Annotated in this window: 17 protein-coding genes; 2 read left to right on the top strand and 15 right to left on the bottom strand. The window is 65.2% G+C overall.

The window, feature by feature from the left end; translation table 11 throughout:
• The first annotated feature begins 243 nt into the window (after window positions 1-243).
• Together gltA and ACQR10_RS17785 are read left to right on the top strand one after the other, a co-directional pair.
• Window positions 244-1548: a citrate synthase gene (gltA, locus tag ACQR10_RS17790; RefSeq protein WP_315799743.1), complete on the top strand. Its 1305-nt coding sequence runs from the start codon at window positions 244-246 to the stop codon at window positions 1546-1548.
• 360 nt (window positions 1549-1908) lie between these two features.
• Window positions 1909-2586: a phosphatase PAP2 family protein gene (locus ACQR10_RS17785; protein WP_316181300.1), complete on the top strand. Its 678-nt coding sequence runs from the start codon at window positions 1909-1911 to the stop codon at window positions 2584-2586.
• A gap of 571 nt (window positions 2587-3157) precedes the next feature.
• On the opposite strand, the gene lpxB is transcribed toward ACQR10_RS17785, so the two are convergent.
• The 15 genes from lpxB to ACQR10_RS17710 all read right to left on the bottom strand — a co-directional run bounded on the left by lpxB (window position 3158) and on the right by ACQR10_RS17710 (window position 18768).
• Window positions 3158-4321: a lipid-A-disaccharide synthase gene (gene lpxB / locus ACQR10_RS17780; RefSeq protein ID WP_316217879.1), complete on the bottom strand. Its 1164-nt coding sequence runs from the start codon at window positions 4319-4321 to the stop codon at window positions 3158-3160.
• A 26-nt stretch (window positions 4322-4347) separates the two neighbouring features.
• The gene (locus tag ACQR10_RS17775) at window positions 4348-5202 is read right to left on the bottom strand and encodes an LpxI family protein (RefSeq protein ID WP_316181304.1); all 855 of its coding nucleotides are present in this window, start codon (window positions 5200-5202) and stop codon (window positions 4348-4350) included.
• A gap of 4 nt (window positions 5203-5206) precedes the next feature.
• Window positions 5207-6016: an acyl-ACP--UDP-N-acetylglucosamine O-acyltransferase gene (gene lpxA / locus ACQR10_RS17770; RefSeq protein WP_316181306.1), complete on the bottom strand. Its 810-nt coding sequence runs from the start codon at window positions 6014-6016 to the stop codon at window positions 5207-5209.
• A 29-nt stretch (window positions 6017-6045) separates the two neighbouring features.
• A complete protein-coding gene (fabZ, locus tag ACQR10_RS17765; RefSeq protein ID WP_315799738.1) occupies window positions 6046-6504 on the bottom strand; it encodes a 3-hydroxyacyl-ACP dehydratase FabZ in 459 nt (152 codons plus the stop codon).
• Complete coding sequence (gene lpxD, locus ACQR10_RS17760; protein ID WP_316217878.1) at window positions 6504-7571, bottom strand: UDP-3-O-(3-hydroxymyristoyl)glucosamine N-acyltransferase; 1068 nt, start codon at window positions 7569-7571, stop codon at window positions 6504-6506. The genes fabZ and lpxD overlap by 1 nt, the downstream gene beginning before the upstream one ends.
• Window positions 7572-7706: 135 nt before the next feature.
• On the bottom strand, window positions 7707-10247 hold the full coding sequence (gene bamA, locus ACQR10_RS17755; RefSeq protein ID WP_316217877.1) for an outer membrane protein assembly factor BamA: 2541 nt from the start codon (window positions 10245-10247) through the stop codon (window positions 7707-7709).
• Window positions 10248-10421: 174 nt separating this feature from the next.
• The gene (gene rseP / locus ACQR10_RS17750; RefSeq protein WP_316217876.1) at window positions 10422-11573 is read right to left on the bottom strand and encodes an RIP metalloprotease RseP; all 1152 of its coding nucleotides are present in this window, start codon (window positions 11571-11573) and stop codon (window positions 10422-10424) included.
• A 39-nt stretch (window positions 11574-11612) separates the two neighbouring features.
• Window positions 11613-12836: a 1-deoxy-D-xylulose-5-phosphate reductoisomerase gene (gene dxr / locus ACQR10_RS17745; RefSeq protein WP_316217875.1), complete on the bottom strand. Its 1224-nt coding sequence runs from the start codon at window positions 12834-12836 to the stop codon at window positions 11613-11615.
• 41 nt (window positions 12837-12877) lie between these two features.
• Window positions 12878-13765 (bottom strand): phosphatidate cytidylyltransferase, encoded by an 888-nt coding sequence (locus tag ACQR10_RS17740; protein WP_316217874.1) that lies wholly within the window; start codon window positions 13763-13765, stop codon window positions 12878-12880.
• The gene (locus ACQR10_RS17735) at window positions 13762-14520 is read right to left on the bottom strand and encodes an isoprenyl transferase (protein WP_315799732.1); all 759 of its coding nucleotides are present in this window, start codon (window positions 14518-14520) and stop codon (window positions 13762-13764) included. The genes ACQR10_RS17740 and ACQR10_RS17735 overlap by 4 nt, the downstream gene beginning before the upstream one ends.
• Window positions 14521-14532: 12 nt before the next feature.
• Window positions 14533-15096 carry a ribosome recycling factor gene (frr, locus tag ACQR10_RS17730; protein WP_315799731.1) on the bottom strand — a complete coding sequence of 188 codons (564 nt, stop codon included), beginning with the start codon at window positions 15094-15096 and terminating at the stop codon, window positions 14533-14535.
• A 163-nt stretch (window positions 15097-15259) separates the two neighbouring features.
• The gene (pyrH, locus tag ACQR10_RS17725) at window positions 15260-15976 is read right to left on the bottom strand and encodes a UMP kinase (protein WP_316181314.1); all 717 of its coding nucleotides are present in this window, start codon (window positions 15974-15976) and stop codon (window positions 15260-15262) included.
• 74 nt (window positions 15977-16050) lie between these two features.
• The gene (tsf, locus tag ACQR10_RS17720; protein WP_315720414.1) at window positions 16051-16974 is read right to left on the bottom strand and encodes a translation elongation factor Ts; all 924 of its coding nucleotides are present in this window, start codon (window positions 16972-16974) and stop codon (window positions 16051-16053) included.
• A 128-nt stretch (window positions 16975-17102) separates the two neighbouring features.
• Entirely contained in the window at window positions 17103-18092 is a 990-nt protein-coding gene (locus ACQR10_RS17715) for a 30S ribosomal protein S2 (protein WP_316217873.1), read from the bottom strand.
• Window positions 18093-18246: 154 nt separating this feature from the next.
• On the bottom strand, window positions 18247-18768 hold the full coding sequence (locus tag ACQR10_RS17710; protein ID WP_316217872.1) for a hypothetical protein: 522 nt from the start codon (window positions 18766-18768) through the stop codon (window positions 18247-18249).
• Window positions 18769-18779: the final 11 nt, after the last annotated feature.

Raw genomic sequence — 18779 nt, 5'->3', positions numbered from 1 at the left:
ACCCGCTGGTTTTCCCGGCTCGGACATTCTTCACACGTTGCGGCGGGCTCGTTGAGCGATGTTTGGGCCGAAGGACACTAGTAAGCATAAGATTCCAGTACGGTTTCGGATTTGACCTTCTTAAGCTGTTGGCAGCGACAGTGACGCGAATGTCAAAGCCACCGCACTAGATAAAGTCCACCCGCCCTGCCATCTCTCACAAAGAACAAGGGCCAAGCCTAACGATCTCATCGGGGACAAACGATGGACGCAAAATCCGCAAGCAAGACCGCGACGCTCACCGTCGGCAACAAGAATTTCGATCTTCCGATCCTGAGCGGCACCGTGGGTCCCGACGTCATCGACATCGGCAAGCTCTACGCCCAGACCGGGATGTTCACCTATGATCCCGGCTTCACCTCGACCGGCAGCTGCCAGTCCAAGATCACCTATATCGACGGCGACGCCGGCGTCCTCGAATACCGCGGATATCCGATCGAGCAGCTCGCCGAGAAGGGCGACTTCCTGGAGACCTGCTATCTGCTGCTGTACGGGGAGCTCCCCACCAAGGCCCAGAAGCAGGATTTCGACTATCGCGTGACCCACCACACGATGGTGCACGAGCAGATGTCGCGCTTCTTCCACGGCTTCCGCCGCGACGCGCATCCGATGGCGGTCATGGTCGCTTCGGTCGGCGCGCTCGCCGCGTTCTACCACGACTCCACCGACATCAACGATCCGAAGCAGCGCATGATCGCGTCGATGCGGATGATCGCGAAGATCCCGACGCTGGCGGCGATGGCCTACAAATACACCATCGGCCAGCCCTTCGTTTATCCGAAGAACTCGCTGTCCTTCGCCGAGAACTTCCTGAACATGTGCTTCGCCGTGCCGTGCGAGGAGTACAAGCCGAACCCGGTGCTCGCCGACGCGCTCGACAAGATCTTCATCCTGCACGCCGATCACGAGCAGAACGCCTCGACCTCCACGGTGCGCATCGCCGGCTCGTCGGGCGCCAACCCGTTCGCCTGCATCGCCGCCGGCATCGCCTGCCTGTGGGGCCCGGCGCATGGCGGCGCCAACGAGGCTGCGCTGAACATGCTGGCCGAGATCGGCACCGTCGACAAGATTCCGGAATTCATCGCCAAGGTGAAGGACAAGAACAGCGACGTGCGCCTGATGGGCTTCGGCCATCGCGTCTACAAGAACTACGATCCGCGCGCCAAGATCATGCAGAAGATGTGTCACGCGGTGCTCAAGGAGACGGGCCACGCCGACGATCAGATGCTCAAGGTCGCGCTGGAGCTGGAGAAGATCGCGCTCAGCGATCAGTACTTCATCGACCGCAAGCTCTACCCGAACGTCGATTTCTACTCGGGCATCACGCTGAAGGCGATGGGCTTCCCGGTCTCCATGTTCACCGTGCTGTTCGCGGTCGCCCGCACCGTCGGCTGGATCAGCCAGTGGAGCGAGATGATCGAGGATCCGCAGCAGAAGATCGGCCGTCCGCGCCAGCTCTACACCGGCGTGACCACGCGCAGCTACGTCGAGATGGACAAGCGCGGCTGATCGCGCCCGCCGCGAGACATCAAATCACCAAAGGCCCGTCCAGCACGCTGGATGGGCCTTTTTCGTTACGGCTGGATGCTCTTGCGCCGAAGCTTGGGATGCGTTGCAAAGATCGGCAACGCGGCAGTCCCAACCGTCGATCGGCGAACCGATCAGCAAGACGGGGGGACGGCGCCACGGCGTAGCCTCTCGACGAGGACCGTCTCGGGCTGATGCTGGAGACATGATCATGTGGGACCGGGCATACGACGACGCCGCGGGCGGCAGGGTTAACCAAAATCGCATGTTCTGCTTGCTGCCGATTGACGCAGTCTGCGAGGGATGGCTGTCCCGCAGTTATATTTAGGCTTGGCTAAGGAGATGACTGGCAATTTGGATCAGGACCTGTTGCTTGGAATAAACGCGCTCGCCGGAACGCATGCCGGTCTCTATGAGCTTGCGACCAATTCCCTGTTCAGAGGAATTCCGATATTCGGCTCGCTTGTCGCGCTGTGGTTCGTGGACGATTGTGCAAAGCGCCGGAGTCGTATGCTGGCAGGACTGTTCGGAGTCTGCTTGGCGACGATGCTGTCTGTCTGGCTCCAGTTTCACGTCTTTGTCCACACGCGTCCTCTCCTGGACCCGGCGCTTCATGTGAACTCCGTTGCTGTACCCTGGAGCTGGGACCGCCAGAGTTCGTTTCCCAGCGACACCGCGACGTTGTTCTTCGGCCTCGCGACGGTGGTGTTCATCGAGAACAGATGGGCTGGATGGCTTTGCTTTCTTTGGGCGACCGTCGTCGTTGCGCTATCCAGGGTCGCCTTTGCGTTTCACTATCCAAGCGACGTGATCGGCTCGCTGGTCCTTGGCGTAGCATTCGTCGTGCTTTTCACCAGGCCTTCATATCCGCGCGTCGTCATCGAACGTATGCTCGTTACGCTCGGCAACCGCATGTATCTGGTGCATGCATTCCTTTTCGTCTTTTTGGCCGAAGCCTCAAATTTGTTTCTGAGCTTGGAACAGCTCGGAAAAGATCTCGTGCGAATGGTGCACTCGTAGAGCTTCGAGCCGCGGAACAAATGCCAGCAGCCGATTGAGCTGCGACAGCCCGTTGAAAGTGTCCAAGGCAACGGACGCGCTCACACGAGCGACCAGCTTTCTTGTGGAGCAGTTGAAGTGAGCGGCTCGGCGAGCCGCCATAGGTGGGCAAAGCGGTCGCCGCAAGGCGGCAGCAGGCCCACCGTCGCGCGGCGCGGTCTGTCGGGGAGTCCGCTGGACGCATCGCCTATCCGTCGGCGGCACGCCAATCGTCGGTCGCCAACCTTATGGACGTCGGGCTGCGTCGCTCTGATCCCGCGGCGTAACGCGGCATACCTCGCACGGCTGCGTCGAAGGCCACACGGATGTCAGTTTGGCTGAAATTCCGGTCCCATAGCTCTGTCATCAAGGTGCCGATGATCTCGTTCAGCGGCGCAGGCAAACTGTGAGGGTTTCGCGCAGATAATTCCGCGCATCGCATGCGAACGTGTACGCGGCATCGGCGCATTGTCCCTCCCAGGGGAGATCGTCTTGGTCGACCATCGTTTTACACCTCTCGCGGCGCTTAGACTGTAGCTCGGACTCGACCTGATTAGTTCCCTGCCCGTCCCCCGCGCATCGTCTCCAGCACGATGTCGGCGGCGCGCATGCTCGGTGACGATGCGCCGGTCGACATGATGGCGTCGAGGCGATTGAACGCCTCGACCTGACGCGCGCGGATCGGGCCGTTGCTCAGCAGATCCGCCAGCACGGGCGCGAGATTGTCGGCGGTGCAGGCTTCCTGCAGGAATTCCGGGATGACGTTGTCGCCGATCACGAGATTGGCGAGGATGACGGATTGGACCTTGATGAGACGTCGCAAGATGAAGGCTTCGACCTCGCCGACGCGATAGGCCGTGACCATCGGCACTCCGGAGATCGCGAGCTCCAGCGTGACCGTGCCGGATTTGGCGAACGCCGCATGGGCGCTCCTGAAAGCGGCCCGCTTCTCGGCCTCGGCGGTGACGATCTGCGGCGCGACCTCCCAGTTCGCTACCCCTGCCCTCACCGCCGCTTCGAGATGCGGCGTGGTGGGCACCACGGCCTCGAACGCGACGTCCTGCGCCCGCAGCCGCGCCAGCGTCTCACCGAAGACGGCGATGTGACGCGCGACCTCGCTGCGCCGGCTTCCCGGCAGCACGAGAAGAATCGGGGGTTTGGCGTCACGGCGCTGCTGCTCGGCCGCATTCGGCCGGAGCGTTGCAAGCTGCTCGATCAGGGGATGGCCGACATAGGTGCAGGGAGGGCCGCCGAGTCTGCGGAACGCCTCCGGCTCGAACGGCAACAGACCCAGCACGTGATCGACATAGCCGCGCATCGCCCTGGCACGGCCGGGACGCCAGGCCCACACGGTCGGCGCCACGTAGTTCACGATCGGAATCGCGGCGTCGCGGGCATGAACCTTCTTCGCCACCCGCTGGGTGAAATCCGGGCTGTCGATGATGACGAGCACGTCGGGCTGAGCTGCAACGATCGCGTCCACCGTGCCGCGGATCAGGCGCAGGATCTTCGGCAGCTGCTTCAGCACCGCCGCGAAACCGACGATCGAGAGCTCCTCGATCGGAAACAGCGAGGCGAGCCCCTCGCGTGTCATGCCGCGACCGCCGACGCCGGAGAACTCGACGCCGTCGCCGAGCCGCTGGCGCAGCACCTTCATCAGGCTGGCGCCGAGGCGATCACCGGACTCTTCGGTCGCGACCAGGCAGATCCTACGCATCGCCGGGCCTGCCGGAGGCCGGAACGTCACGCCGTGACACCCGTGATGAACACGCCTGCCCGGTCGGCGGCAGCCACCGTCTCCTGGGGATCGGCGAGCAGGGTATAGGCGGCAGCCACGGCGACTCCGGCGAGACCCGCGGCTGAAAGCCCCTCGACGGTGCGCGGCCCGATGGTCGGCAGATCGTAGCGGAGATCCTGGCCGGCCTTGGGCGCCTTCACCAGCACGCCGCGCCCGGCGGCGGCGCGAATGCGGCGATCGGCGCGCAGACGTGCCACGCGGGCCAGCAGCCCGTCGGTGCCCTCGATATCCTCGAGCGCAACGACGTGGCCGTCGATCACGACCACCGCCTGCCCGACATCGAACGGCGCCATGGCGCGGAGCACGGACATTCCTTTAGCGATGTCTCCGGTCACCAGATCGGTGGGCCCGCTCCGGGTCAGCCGCCCTTCGGGCACGAGCAGATTGGGGGCGACGTCCTTGACGCCGATCATGTGAAAGCCGTGGCGCTCGAAGATGCGGCCGACGCCGGACAGCAGATGATCGTCACCGCCGCGAAAGGCCGACCAGATGTAGGGCAGCTCGCGCAGCGTGCCCCAGTCGAAGCGGATCTCCGACACGGCCGGACGAACGAGATTGCCGATGAACATGAGATCGCGGACGCCCTCGGCCTTCAGCAGCTTCAGGGCATTGCCGAGCTGCCCGAGGCCGATCCAGTGATGCCGGAAGCGCGCCAGCGGCTTTGGATCGCAGATGCCCTTCAGGGCGAACAGCACCGGCGTCTGGCCGCGCGCGACGATGGCGTCGGCGACCGCGAAAGGCAGCACCCCGCCCGCGGCGATCATGCCGATCGGCGGAGAGGTGTCGGCGGCGGGCGCCATGGCGCTACGGCTCGATGGCCGGCCTGCCGATCTCGGGCAGGCACAAGGCGCGATGTCGGCCGCCATCGATGAAGGCGAGGATCTCGGCGATGGCGGGATCCTCGCCGGCCATTGGCCGCACGGCCGCCAGCCGCTCGGCGAACACGCCGGGGCCGTGGAACAGTTTCTGATAGAACGCCCGCACCGTGGCGAGGCGCTCACGGGTGAACTTGCGGCGCTTCATGCCAATGACGTTGAGACCTTCGAGCGCGGCATACTGGCCGTTGGCGAGGCCATACGGAATGATATCGCCGCGTACGCCGCAGACGCCGCCGACCATCACGCCGTGGCCGATGCGGGTGAACTGATGCACCGCGGACAGGCCGCCGATGTAGACGGCATCACCGACCTCGACATGGCCGCCAAGTGTGGCCGAGGTTGCGAAGATGACGTTGTCGCCGACCACGCAATCGTGGGCGACATGGGCGTTGTTCATGAAGAAGCCGGCATTGCCGACCTTGGTGAGACCGCCGCCCTTGGTGGTGCCGATGTTCATCGTCACGCCTTCGCGGAAGGTGCAGCCGGAGCCGATCTCGAGCCGATGCGGCTCGCCGCGATAGCTGAGATCCTGCGGCGCGCCGCCGAGCACGACGAAGGGCGAGATCACGTTGTCATCGCCGAGCGTGGTGTGGCCCATGATCTGGACGTGGCTGATCAGCTTGCAGTTGGCCCCGATCACGACGTTGGGGCCGACGATGCAGTAAGGACCGATCACGGTCCCCTCACCGATGACGGCGCCATCCTCGACGCGTGCGGTGGGATCAATCTTGCTCATTTCGACGCAATCAACTTTCTACCAGTCCGTCAGTCGGTCAGCATCGCGCCGACATCGGCCTCGGCGACGACGACGCCGTCGACCTTGGCATCGCCGTGGAACCACCACATCGTCTTGCGCCGGCCAATCGAGCGCATGTGGTACTCGATGGTCTGGCCGGGCAGCACGGGCTTCCGGAACTTGCACTTGTCGATGGTGAGGAAATACACCGCGCGCGGCTTTTCCGTGCCCTCGACCGACTTGATGCCGATCACGCCCGCCGTCTGCGCCATGCCCTCGATCATCAGCACGCCCGGATAGACCGGCCGCTCCGGGAAATGACCCTGGAAGCACGGCTCGTTGAACGAGACGTTCTTGACGCCGATGCCGCTGTAGTCGGCCCGGATGTTCTTCACGCGGTCGATCAGGAGAAACGGGTTACGGTGCGGCAGCGTCTTCAGAATCTCGTTGATGTCGATGTCCGCAAACCTGATGGGTGACTCGTCCATCACTCCCGCCCCTCGTCCCTGTTCGCCGCCGTCTGATCGCGCACCAGCCGTTCCACGGCGACGATCTCGCGGAACCACTGCTTGGTCGGCTTGGCGAAGAAGCCGCCCCACCGGCCGTTCGGCGGAATGTCGTCCTTGACGCCGCTCATCGCGGTCACTTGGGCACCATCGCCGATCGTCAGGTGATTGTTGATACCGACTTTCGCTCCAAGCGCGACGTTGTCGCCGATCGTGAGGCTGCCTGCCAGCCCGATCTGGGCCGCCAGCAGGCAATGCCGCCCGATTGTGACATTGTGGCCAATCTGCACCTGGTTGTCGATCTTGGTGCCCTCGCCGATGACCGTGTCGCGCAGGCTGCCACGATCGATCGTCGTGCCGGCGCCGACCTCGACGTGGTTCTGGATCAGCACCCGCCCGGTCTGCGGCACCTTGGTGTGCCCATCCGCGCCGAAGAAGATGAAGCCGTAGCCGTCCTGGCCGATGCTGCAGCCGGGATGGATCAGGACGTCATTGCCGATCAGCGCGCACTGAATGACGGTGCGGGCGCCGACATTGCAGTCGCGACCGATCTTGACGTGGGGGCCGATCACCGCACCCGCACCAACGATCGTCCCCGAGCCGATCTCGACATGGGCGCCGATCACCGCCAGCGGCTCGACGACGACGCCGTCCTCCAGCCGCGCGGTGGGATCGATGATGGCTTGGGGCGAAATTCCGTCGTCGCCGAACCAGGGTTGCGGCCGGAGTGCGTCGGCATGGAACTCACGCGCAAGCTGCACGAAGGCGCGGAACGGCTGATTGGCCCTGACCACCGCGACATGGGACGGCACGCGCGCCTCGAATCGCGGACTGACCAGGCAGGCGCCCGCCTTGGTCCCGGCGAGCTGGTCGGCGTATTTGAGGTTGTCGAAGAACGCCAGATGCATCGGGCCGGCCCCGTCGAGCGACGCCAGTCCCTTGATCACCTGCTCGCCGCGGGATGGGTCGACCAGGGTGGCCTTGGCGGCGGCTGCGATCGCCGCCAGCGTCGTGGGCGGCGGCGATTGGAAGAAGGTCGGCTGGGCCATTCCGTCGTACTCTCGAGACAAGTCGTACTCTCAGGACAAAAAGTCAGAGCCCGGCTCCGGTGTCCCGGAACCGAGCTCCCATCTCTTACACCGGCGGGGTTGGTCGATGCCAACCCGGATTCGATCGGCCCAGGCTCAGAACGAGGTACCGCCGCCGAACCGGAATTCCTGCGTCCGGTCGAACTGGCCCTTGGTGAGCGGGATCGCGTAGTCGAAGCGCAGCGGACCGAACGGCGACGCCCACACCAGACCCACACCGACCGAGGTCCGGACCGTATTCTGGTCGTTGAACTGCAGGCCAAGGCAGGTGCCGGCATTGTTCGGATTACGCGACGGCGGCTGACAGCCGGCCACATTGACCTCGCCGGTCTGGGCCCACGACGTCGGCCCCTGGTAGCCCCACAGGCCACCAGCGTCGGCGTAAACGGCACCCTTCAGACCAGTCTCCTTGGGCAGGAACCAGAACGGCATCTGCAATTCGAGCGAAGCGCCCCAGTACTTGGTGCCGCCCAGCGCATCCTGGGTGCCGAACGGATTGATGTCACGCGGACCAATGCCGTTCGGAGCGAAACCACGAACCAAGTTCGGACCCATCTGGAAGTGATCGAGCATGCGCAACTGCGTGTTGCCGATCTTGTTCAGGATACCGCCCTGGAGATGGACGATGCTGACGATGTCCGACACCAGCGGGGTGAAGTACTTCGCATCGAAGGCGGTCTTCAGGTACGACACGTCGCCGCCAACACCCGCAAAGTCCTGCTTGAAGTCGACCAAGAGGCCGTCGGTCGGGTTCTTGGTGTTGTCGAGCGTGTTGTAGTTCAGCGTATAGCCGAGCGCCGAGGTCAAGGTTGCGCCGTTCGCCAGCTCCTGACGGACCGGCAGCGAGGCCTCGCCGTTGGCGAAGCAGCCGAGGCCGCCGTTCGGATCGGCGATACCATTGGCATTGATGAAGGCCGGGGTCGGGTTGAACGGCACGAAGCGGTTGCCGATCATGGAACCGGCGGCAACGTTGTTACAGTCCGACAGCGTCGCCGGCAGCGAGATCTCCTGGCGGTAGATCGAGTAGCGCAGCTGCAGCGACAGGTCTTCGCGCAGCTGGAAGCCGAGGCGCGGGCTGAAGCCGAGCGTCTTGGTGCCGTAGGAGATGAAGTTGTTGGCGAGCTGCTGGCGCTGATACAGGTCGAGGCCCAGCGCAACCCGGTAGTCGAGCAGATAGGGCTCGACGAAGGACAGCGAGTAGCCGCGGGCGAACTGGCCGTAGGTCACCGACGCCTTGGCGAACAGGCCGCGGCCGAGGAAGTTGCGCTCGGAGATCGAGACCTCGGCCAGCGCGCCGTCCGTGGTCGAGTAGCCGCCGGAGATCGAGAAGTCACCCGTGGATTTCTCTTCCAGGTTGACGTTCAGGACCACGCGGTCGCTCGACGAGCCTGGCTCGGTGACGATCTTCACGTCCTTGAAGAAGTCGAGGTTCTTCAGGCGGCGCTCGGCACGGTCCACCAGGGCGCGGTTGTAGGCGTCGCCCTCGGAGATGTCGAACTCGCGGCGAATGACGTAGTCGCGGGTGCGGGTGTTGCCGCGAATGTTGATGCGCTCGATATAGGTGCGCGGGCCCTCGTCGATGGCGAACACGACCGACACGGTGTGGGCCTCGAAGTTGCGATCACCGCGCGGGCGGACCACCGCGAACGCGTAGCCGCGCCGCGAGGCCTCGATCTGCATCTCCTCGACCGATTTCTCGATGTTCTCGACATTATAGAGCGAGCCGACGCTGACGCGCGAATAGCCGCGCAGCGTGTTGCCGTCGAGCGTCGCGATCGACGACTGGAAGTCGACCGAACCGACCCGGTACTGCTGGCCTTCCTCGATCTTGAAGGTCACGAGGAAGCCCTTGCGCTCCGGATCGTACTCGCTGAGCGCGGCCACGACCTGCACGTCGGCATAACCGTTCTTCAGGTAGAAGCGGCGAATCAGGTCGCGATCGGCCTCGACACGGTCCGGATCGTAGACGTCGCCCGAGCCCAGGAAGCTCAGGAGGTTGGTCTCGCGGGTCTTGATGACGTCCTTGAGGCGATAGGACGAGAAGGCGTTGTTGCCGACGAACTCGATCGACTTCACGCCGGTCTTGGCGCCTTCCTCGATCGTGAAGATCAGGTCGACGCGGTTGTTCGGCTGCTCGATCATCTCCGGCGTGACGCGCACGTCGTAACGGCCCGAACGGCGGTAGATCTCCGCAATGCGCTGGGCGTCGGACTGCACCATCGGGCGCGAGAGCGTGCCGCGCGGCTTCGACTGCACTTCCGCCTGGAGCTGCTCGTCCTTGACCTTCTTGTTGCCTTCGAAGGCGACGCGGCCGATCACCGGATTCTCGACGACGGTCACGATCAGCCGCCCACCCTGGCGGTTGATCTTCACGTCCGAGAACAGACCGGTCTCGATCAGCGCCTTGAGGCCGTCATCGACCCGGCCGGCGTCGAGCGTCCCGCCGGGGCCCGGCTTGAAGTACGAGCGGATGGTCTCCAGCTCGACACGGCGGTTGCCGACCACTTCGATCGAGTTGACCGTCTGCGCCGCAGCTGGCGACGAAAGAACCACGCTCGCCAGCGGCAAAGCCACCGGTCCGGCGAACATGATAAAGGCGGCCGCCAAGCCCCCCCGCACCCGCAATCCGAACTTCATGCGCTACGCGCCCTTATATTCCGTTGCCGGTTCCGTACCCCTACGAACCCGACAGATTCCCATTTGTCGTTCGCTTGTAGCCAATTTGGACCCGACGGCAAACGCCGGATCTCTCTGAATTTTCAAATTCGTTTCAAAACGTTGCCTAACGGCCACGTCGTAAAAAAGCCGCGCTCAGGACCCGGCGAGGTGAAGGATATCGTTATAGGTTGCAAAGACCATGAGCATGAGGACCAGCCCGAGGCCGATTCGGAACCCCATCTCCTGCGCCCGCTCCGACAGCGGCCGGCCGCGGACGGCCTCGACCCCGTAGAACAACAGGTGTCCGCCATCGAGCAGCGGAACCGGGAACAGGTTCAGCAGGCCGATCGAGACCGACAGCGTCGCGCACAGTTGCACAACGAACTGGAAGCCGAGGCTGGCCGCCTGTCCCGAGAGTTGAGCGATTCGGATCGGACCGCCGACGTCGCCGGCACTCCCGGCGCCCGCGAACAGCGAGGCGATGAACTTGAAGGTCGTGGAGATGATGAACCAGACCTGCTCGAAGCCGATCTTGATCGATTCGAGGAACCCGACCGGGATCGAGCGCGATTCGTCCGGCTTGGCGTTGTACTGGATGCCGAGCACGCCGATCCGGTGGCTGTTGCCGAACAGGTCCTTGACCTCCTTGAGCGCCGGCGTCGCCTTCAGGGTGAGTTCCGAGCCGTTCCGCTTGACCAGGAAGGACAATTCCGTGCCGGCGCTGACCGAGACGACGCGCTGCATGTCCGCGAAGGTCTCGATCGCCCGGCCGTCGATGGCGGCAATGACGTCACCGTCCTTGAAGCCGGCGGCGGCCGCGACGCTGTCCGGCTGCACCGCATCGACCCGGGGGGTCGTGTTCGGCTTGCCGAAATACAGCGCCATGCCGGCGAAGATGATGACCGCCAGGATGAAGTTGGCGATCGGGCCGGCCGCGACGATGGCGGCGCGCTGGCCGACGGTCTTGTGGTGGAAGCTGTCGGCGCGCTCCTCGGCCGTCATCTTGGCGAGCGCCTCGGCCGATGGCGTCGAGGCCTCGGATTCGTCGCCGAAGAACTTCACGTAACCGCCGAGCGGGATCGCCGAGATCTTCCAGCGGGTGTTGTGGCGATCGTTGAAACCGATCAGTTCTGGGCCAAATCCGAGCGAAAACGTCAACACCTTCACGCCGGCCCAGCGCGCGATCAGGAAATGGCCGAGCTCGTGGAAAAACACCACGATCGTCAGCACGAACAGGAACGGGACGATGTAGCCGAGAAGGCCGTGGCTCAAGGTATTGAAGATATGGTGGAAAAATTCGGACATCGATGACCTTCCCGACGGGCCAGCGGCCCATCCAACCCGTTAAGATGCTTTTGCGGCGATTTGAGGCAAGAGGCCCGCGGCCCTTTTTCGCGCATCATGGTCAATGGCGATGGCGTCGTCCGCGGACGTCAGAGGTGCCAAATTACCTGAGCGCGTCCAGCTCTCGAGGGTCGCCTCGACCAGGCGGGCGATCGCACCAAAGCGGATGTGGCCGCCGACGAAGGCCGCGACGGCGACCTCGTTGGCGGCATTGAACACCGTCGTCGCACCGCGCCCGGTGCGCAGCGAATCGTAGGCCAGCCGCAGACCGGGGAACCGCTCGAAGTCCGGGGCCTCGAAGGTCAGCGTGCCGATCTTGGCGAGATCGAGTCGGGCCGACGGACCCTTGATGCGCTCCGGCCAACCGAGGCAATGGGCGATCGGAATCCGCATGTCCGGCGCGCCGAGCTGCGCCACCACCGAACGGTCCGAGAACTCGACCATGCCGTGGACGATGGACTGCGGGTGCACCAGGACATCGATCTCGTCGGGCGACAACGCGAACAGGTAGGACGCCTCGATCACCTCGAGGCCCTTGTTCATCATCGAGGCCGAATCGATCGTGATCTTCTGGCCCATGCTCCAGTTCGGATGCTTCAGCGCCTGGGCCAACGTCGCCTGCTCGATATCGGCCGGCGCCCAGGTGCGGAACGGGCCGCCGGAGGCGGTGATGATCACCCGCACCAGCTCCTCGCGATTGCCCGAGGACAGCGCCTGGAACAGCGCGTTGTGCTCCGAATCGGCCGGCAGGATGCAAGCGCCGGCCCGGGCGGCCCGCTCCATGAAGAAATCGCCGGCACAGACCAGGCATTCCTTGTTGGCGAGCGCCACCGTCGCGCCGCGGTCCACTGCGGCGAGCGCCGGCTTGAGGCCAGCGGCGCCGGAGACGGCGGCCATGACCCAGTCGGCGGGACGGGCTGCCGCCTCGATGATGGCGCTCTCCCCTGCCCCGCATTCGATCCCGGTGCCGGCCAGCGCATCGCGCAGCTCGTCGAGGCCGGCCGGATCGGCCACCGCCACGAAGCGCGGGTTGAACTCTCGGGCCAGCTTCACCAGGCCCTGGACGTTGCTGTTGCCGGTCAGCGCCTCGACGCGGTAGCGCTCCGGCGCGCCGCGCACGAGGTCCATGGTCGAATCGCCGATCGAGCCGGTGGCGCCGAGCACGGTGACGCTGCGCATCTCCGCGACACCGGCCTTGTTGTTCCGCAATGGCACTGCGCTCATGTTCTCACCAAACATTATCGACCGGTCGGCTGCGCCGACGGTCACCAAACCAGAAGACCGCGGCCGACCCCATCGAGGCCGCCGCGCAGCAAACCGAGCAATGCGGCGACGACGATGGCCGCGACATAGCCGTCCAGGCGATCCAACAGGCCGCCATGGCCGGGAATGATGTGACTGGAGTCCTTGACCCCGAAGTGCCGCTTCACCGCAGATTCGGCGAGGTCGCCGAGCTGCGAGACCACCGACAGCGTCGCGGCCAGCACGAGCGTCGTCACCAGTCCGCCGGCGCCGGCCATCGACCAGGCGGCCGCGGCGACGAGGCTGGCGACGAAGCCGCCGACTGCGCCGGCCCAGGTCTTGTTCGGGCTGATCCGCGGCGCGAGCTTCGGCCCGCCGATGCTGCGGCCGGCAACATAGCCGCCGATATCGCTGGCCCAGACGACGAGAAACACCAGCACCAGCGCGTGCCATCCCTCGGCGGCATCGAAGCGCACCAGCACCGAGCCGAGCTCGGCCGCCGACGCATAGGCGAAGCCGGCGGCCACCCAGGTGCGACGCCCCGCAGCAAGCGCCGTAGCGGCGACCAGACCGAGCCCGAGCACGACGACGGCGAAGTCGATCAAGCCATAGGCGCAGCAGACGCCGGCAATGCCGATGGCCAGGGCTCCGGCCGTGCCGACGCTGGCGGTGCGGATCTCGCCTACCACCATCAACCATTCGAGATACAGGCCGACCGCGACCACCGTGACCAGTGCGGTCCAGAACATGCCGCCGGCATAGGCGGCGCCGAGCGCCAGCGGCACCAGCACCAGCGCTGCCGCCACCCGCATCACTAGATTGCTGGCCGCAGCCTTTGTGGGTTGCGCACCCTCGTTGCGCTGCGCGGCGTTGGCGGCGTCTCCCACGGCTGCGGTATCCGGTTTGGTCACGAGGCGGTTTTCGCCGCGAGGCCGCCGAAGCGGCGTTCACGCCGGCCGAACTCGGCGATCGCACCCTCAAGCGCCGCCTTATCGAAGTCGGGCCAATGGATCGGCACGAACACCAGCTCGCTATAGGCGGCCTGCCACATCAGGAAGTTGGACAGCCGCTGCTCGCCGCTGGTGCGGATGATGAGGTCGGGATCGGGAATGTCGGGCGCATCGAGATGGGCGCCGATGGCATCGGCATCGATCGACGCCGGATCGCGCCGACCCTCGGCGACCTCGCGCGCCAGCCGCTGCGCCGCGCGCGCGATCTCCTGGCGCGAGCCGTAGTTGAAGGCAACCACCAGCGTCAGCTTGGTGTTGCCCCGGGTGAGATCCTCGGCTTCGCTGAGAAGCGCGCAGATGTCGGGCTCGAGCCCGTCGCGCTCGCCGATCACCCTGACACGCACGCCGTCGCGATGCAGGGTCGCGAGATCGTTGCGGATGAAGCGGCGCAACAGGCCGAACAGGTCGCCGATCTCGCTGGCCGGACGCGACCAGTTCTCGGACGAGAACGAGAAGATGGTGAGATAGCGGATGCCGAGCTCATGCGAGGCACGCACCACGCGGCGCAACGCCTCGACGCCGCGGCGATGCCCTTCCGCGCGCGGCAGCCCGCGGGCCGCAGCCCAGCGGCCATTGCCATCCATGATGATGGCAACATGGGCCGGTGCGTCGGACCGGTCCGGCGCCTCCGTCACCGGGGCCGCGGCTTTCGACATCAAGCGCATCCTTCAGACGGTGAGGATTTCCTTTTCCTTCGCCGCCAGCAACTGGTCGATCTCGGAGATCACGCTGTCGGTCGCCTTCTGCACGTCGCCGGCGAAGCGCTCCTGATCGTCCTCGGACATCTCGTGATTCTTCTCGAGCTTCTTCAGCGTATCGAGACCGTCGCGGCGCACGTGACGCACGGCGACACGGGCAGCTTCCGCATATTTGTGCGCGACCTTGACCAGCTCCTTGCGCCGCTCCTGGTTGAGCTCGGGAATGCGCAGCCGGATCACCTGGCCTTCGGTCGCGGGCGACAGGCCGAGGTTGGAATCGACGATCGCCTTCTCGACGGCCTTGACCATGGAGCGGTCCCAGACCTGCACCGAGAGCAGCCGCGGCTCGGGCACGGAGACGGTCGCGAGCTGGTTGAGCGGCATGTGCGAGCCGTAGGCCTCGACCTGGACCGGCTCCACCATCGATGCCGAGGCGCGGCCGGTGCGCAGGCCGCCGAGCTCGTGCTTCAGCGCCTGGGTCGCGCCCTGCATGCGGCGCTTCAGTTCGTTGAGGTCGAAATTGCCCGTGCTCATCACGCTTTCCTTTCTGCAATCCGGGGGGCCTGCGGCCGGCTCTGCCGGGCCTCGAAAGGCCTGCGGTCGGACTTGGGCGACTCCCGGACGAATTCCTGTCTCGCTTACGCTTCTACCGCAGGCTCGAAGCCGGTCCAACACCGGCCGCCAGCGGCGCCGCGGCTCACCCCGCGACGATGGTACCGCGCCCTTCGCCCCGCAACATCGCGCCGATCGAGCCCGGTTCGGCAATGGAGAACACAATGATAGGCAGCGATGTTTCCCGGGCAAGGGCGAATGCGGTCGCGTCCATGACCTTGTAGCCGCCTTCGATGGCCTGCGAATGCGTCAGCCGGTCGAAGCGCTTGGCGGCCGGATCCTTCTTGGGATCGGCGCTGTAGACGCCGTCGACGTTCGTAGCCTTCAGCACGGCCTGGGCGCCGATCTCGGCGGCCCGCAAGACCGCCGTGGTGTCAGTCGTGAAATAGGGATTGCCGGTGCCGCCCCCGAGCACGACGATACGTCCCTCGGCCAGCGACTTGTGCGCCGCAGCGCGCGTGAACAGCTCGCACACTTCCGGCATGACGAACGCCGAGAGCGCCTGCGCCGGGGTGCCCTTGCGCTGGATGGCGGCTTCCAGCGCCAGGCAGTTCATGACGGTGGCGAGCATGCCCATGGTGTCGCCGGTCGGACGCGACACGCCCTGCGACGAGACCTCGACGCCGCGCACCATGTTGCCGCCGCCGACCACGACGGCGATCTCGATGCCGAGCTTCTGCGCTGCGATGAGGTCGTCGGCGATCCGATCGACGGTCGGCTGGTCGATGCCGAAGGAATGAGGGCCCGCGAGATACTCGCCGGACAGCTTGACCACGACGCGACGATAGACCGGCTCAGCCATGTGCCAATGCTCTCCTATCCCGCGCGTTGATATCCGGCGCGAACGCCGCGCCGGATCGTGACTGTGCCCAGTCGTTACTTCTTGCCGCTCGCAGCGGCGACTTCGGCCGCGAAGTCGGTCTCTTCCTTCTCGATGCCCTCACCGAGGGCATAGCGGACGAAACCGGCAACCTTGATCGGACCGCCGACCTTGCCTTCGGCTTCCTTCAGCGCCTGCGCGACCGACTTGCCGCTGTCGTGGATGAAGGCCTGCTCGAGCAGGGTGACTTCTTTGTAGTAGGTCTTCAGGCCGGACTCGACGATCTTCTCGATCACGTTTTCCGGCTTGCCCTGCTGACGATATTTGTCGGCGAGCACGTCCTTCTCGCGCTTGACGAGCTCCGGATCGAGACCAGCGGCATCGATCGCCTGCGGGTTGGCCGCGGCGACATGCATCGCGAGCTGGCGGCCGAGCACGGCGAGCTCGTCGGCCTTGCCGGGCGATTCCAGTGCGACGATCACGCCGAGCTTGCCGGCGCCCTCGATGACGGCACCATGGACATAGCTCGACACGACGCCCTGGCTCACTTCGAGCGAGGCCGCGCGGCGCAGCGTCTGGTTCTCACCGATGGTGGCGATCGAATCGGCGATCGCGGCCTCGACCGTGATGCTGCCGACCTTGGCGGCCTTGATCTTCTCCACGTCGGCGCCGACGTCGAGCGCAACCTGGGCGATCATCTTGACCAGGCCCTGGAAGTGCTCGTTGCGCGCGACGAAGTCGGTCTCGGAATTGACCTCCACGACCACGCCCTTCTTGCCCGAGGTCAGCGCGCCGATCAGGCCTTCAGCCGCAACGCGGCCGGCCTTCTTGGCGGCCTTCGACAGGCCCTTCTTGCGCAGCCAATCCTGCGCGGCCTGCATGTCGCCGCCGTTCTCGGTGAGCGCGGCCTTGCAGTCCATCATGCCCGCGCCGGTCGACTCGCGCAGGTCCTTCACCATCGCTGCGGTGATATTCGCCATTGTTGAACGTCCTTTTGCCTGTCCAAAGCGCGACGCAGCGGATGGCTCGCCGCCGCCCGCTGCCAGGAAAACCTATCTCAGTCGCGATGGCCGGCGTGCGACGCCGGCCAGAATGGTGTTGTGTCGTCTTACGCGTCGGCGAGCGACTTGGCCTGCGCGACCCAGGCATCGGCCCGGCTCGGGAGACCGACTTCTTCGCCGATCTGGTGCGCGGTGTCGTGGTTGAGCTCGGCGAGCTGCCAGTAGTGGAAGATGCCGAGGTCGTTGAGCTTCTTCTCGATTGCACCGGACACGCCGGTGAGCTTCTTGAGATCGTCGGCGGTGCCGCGCGGGCCAGGCAGACCCTGGAACGTCGAAGCGGATGCAGCTGGAAGATCTTCCTCCAACGGAGCCGCCGAGGCGCCGACGTCGATCCCGAGTTCGCCCTGCGCCCGGGAGATGCCGTCGATGGCGGCCCGCGCGATCAGGTCGCAGTACAGCGAAATGGCGCGGCCGGCGTCGTCATTGCCGGGCACGACATAGGTGATGCCCTTCGGATCGCAATTGGTGTCGACGATCGCGGCCACCGGAATCTTGAGGCGCTGGGCCTCCTGGATCGCGATGTCTTCCTTGTTGGTGTCGATCACGAAGATCATGTCGGGCAGACCGCCCATGTCCTTGATGCCGCCGAGCGAGCGGTCGAGCTTGTCGCGCTCGCGCTGCAGGGTCAGCCGCTCCTTCTTGGTGTAGGAGTTGGCTTCGCCCGAGGAAAGCACCTCGTCGAGGTGACGCAGGCGCTTGATCGAGGCCGAGATCGTCTTCCAGTTGGTCAGCGTGCCGCCGAGCCAGCGCGAATTAACGAAGTACTGCGCGCAGCGCTTCGCCGCGTCGGCCACGTTGTCCTGGGCCTGGCGCTTGGTGCCGACGAACAGGATGCGGCCGCCCTTGGCGACGGTGTCGCTGACGGCCTGCAGCGCCGTGTGCAGCAGCGGCACGGTCTGGGCGAGATCGATGATGTGGATGTTGTTGCGGGCTCCGAAAATGAAATCGGCCATTTTCGGATTCCAGCGGTGAGACTGGTGACCAAAGTGCACGCCAGCTTCGAGCAGCTGGCGCATCGTGAATTCAGGCAGCGCCATTGGATATTCTCCGGTTGATTCCTCCGGAAACGCGTGAGCAAAAACGGGCCGTCAAGGCCCGGCTTGCCACCGGACGCCCTCTAGGAGAGCCAAGTTTCCGTGTGAGATGGCGCGCTATATAGCCGGATTTTGGCGCAACGCAAGGAAAATGGGCTCATTCCGCCTGCAGAAGCTCGACCATCGCCGCCCGGGCCTGCCCCTCCTGGAGCGGAACGAAGTCGACCGGGCCCTTGTTGTCGGCGCCGGACGAGGCAGCGGCCATCACGCCCATGCCGAGCAGGCCGAAGGCCATGCCGCCGCCCTGCATCGCCCTGGACCGGTCGCTGGGCCTGATCGAGAAGAAATAGGTCCGTCCCGGCTCGGTGTTGAAATCGAGCACGGAGTCGCCTGGGAACAGGGTCTGGGTGGCGACGAGGTGGTGCGGACCAGCAGGCCGGTCGACGTAGACATAGGTCCCGGGGATCAGGCGGCTCAGCGCGACGCCGTCGACCTTGGCGTCGCACGTGGTCCGGTCCAGCCAGGCGTCCTTCAAGCTCATGATGATGATGCGGGACTGCCCGGCACGCGGCGCCCCGATCTTCTGTGACACCACGGCGTATTCAGTGCCTTCCTTGCCTGTCAGGCATCCCGATACCAGAAATGCCGCTCCCAATCCCAGCAGCGCTCGCCTGTTCATTGCCCCCTCCC

Origin of the sequence: Bradyrhizobium sp. HKCCYLRH2060 (assembly GCF_051168135.1) — a bacterium.
Lineage (GTDB): Bacteria > Pseudomonadota > Alphaproteobacteria > Rhizobiales > Xanthobacteraceae > Bradyrhizobium.
Note: the sequence above shows the minus strand (reverse complement) of the source record. Positions and strands in the feature narration are given on the sequence as shown.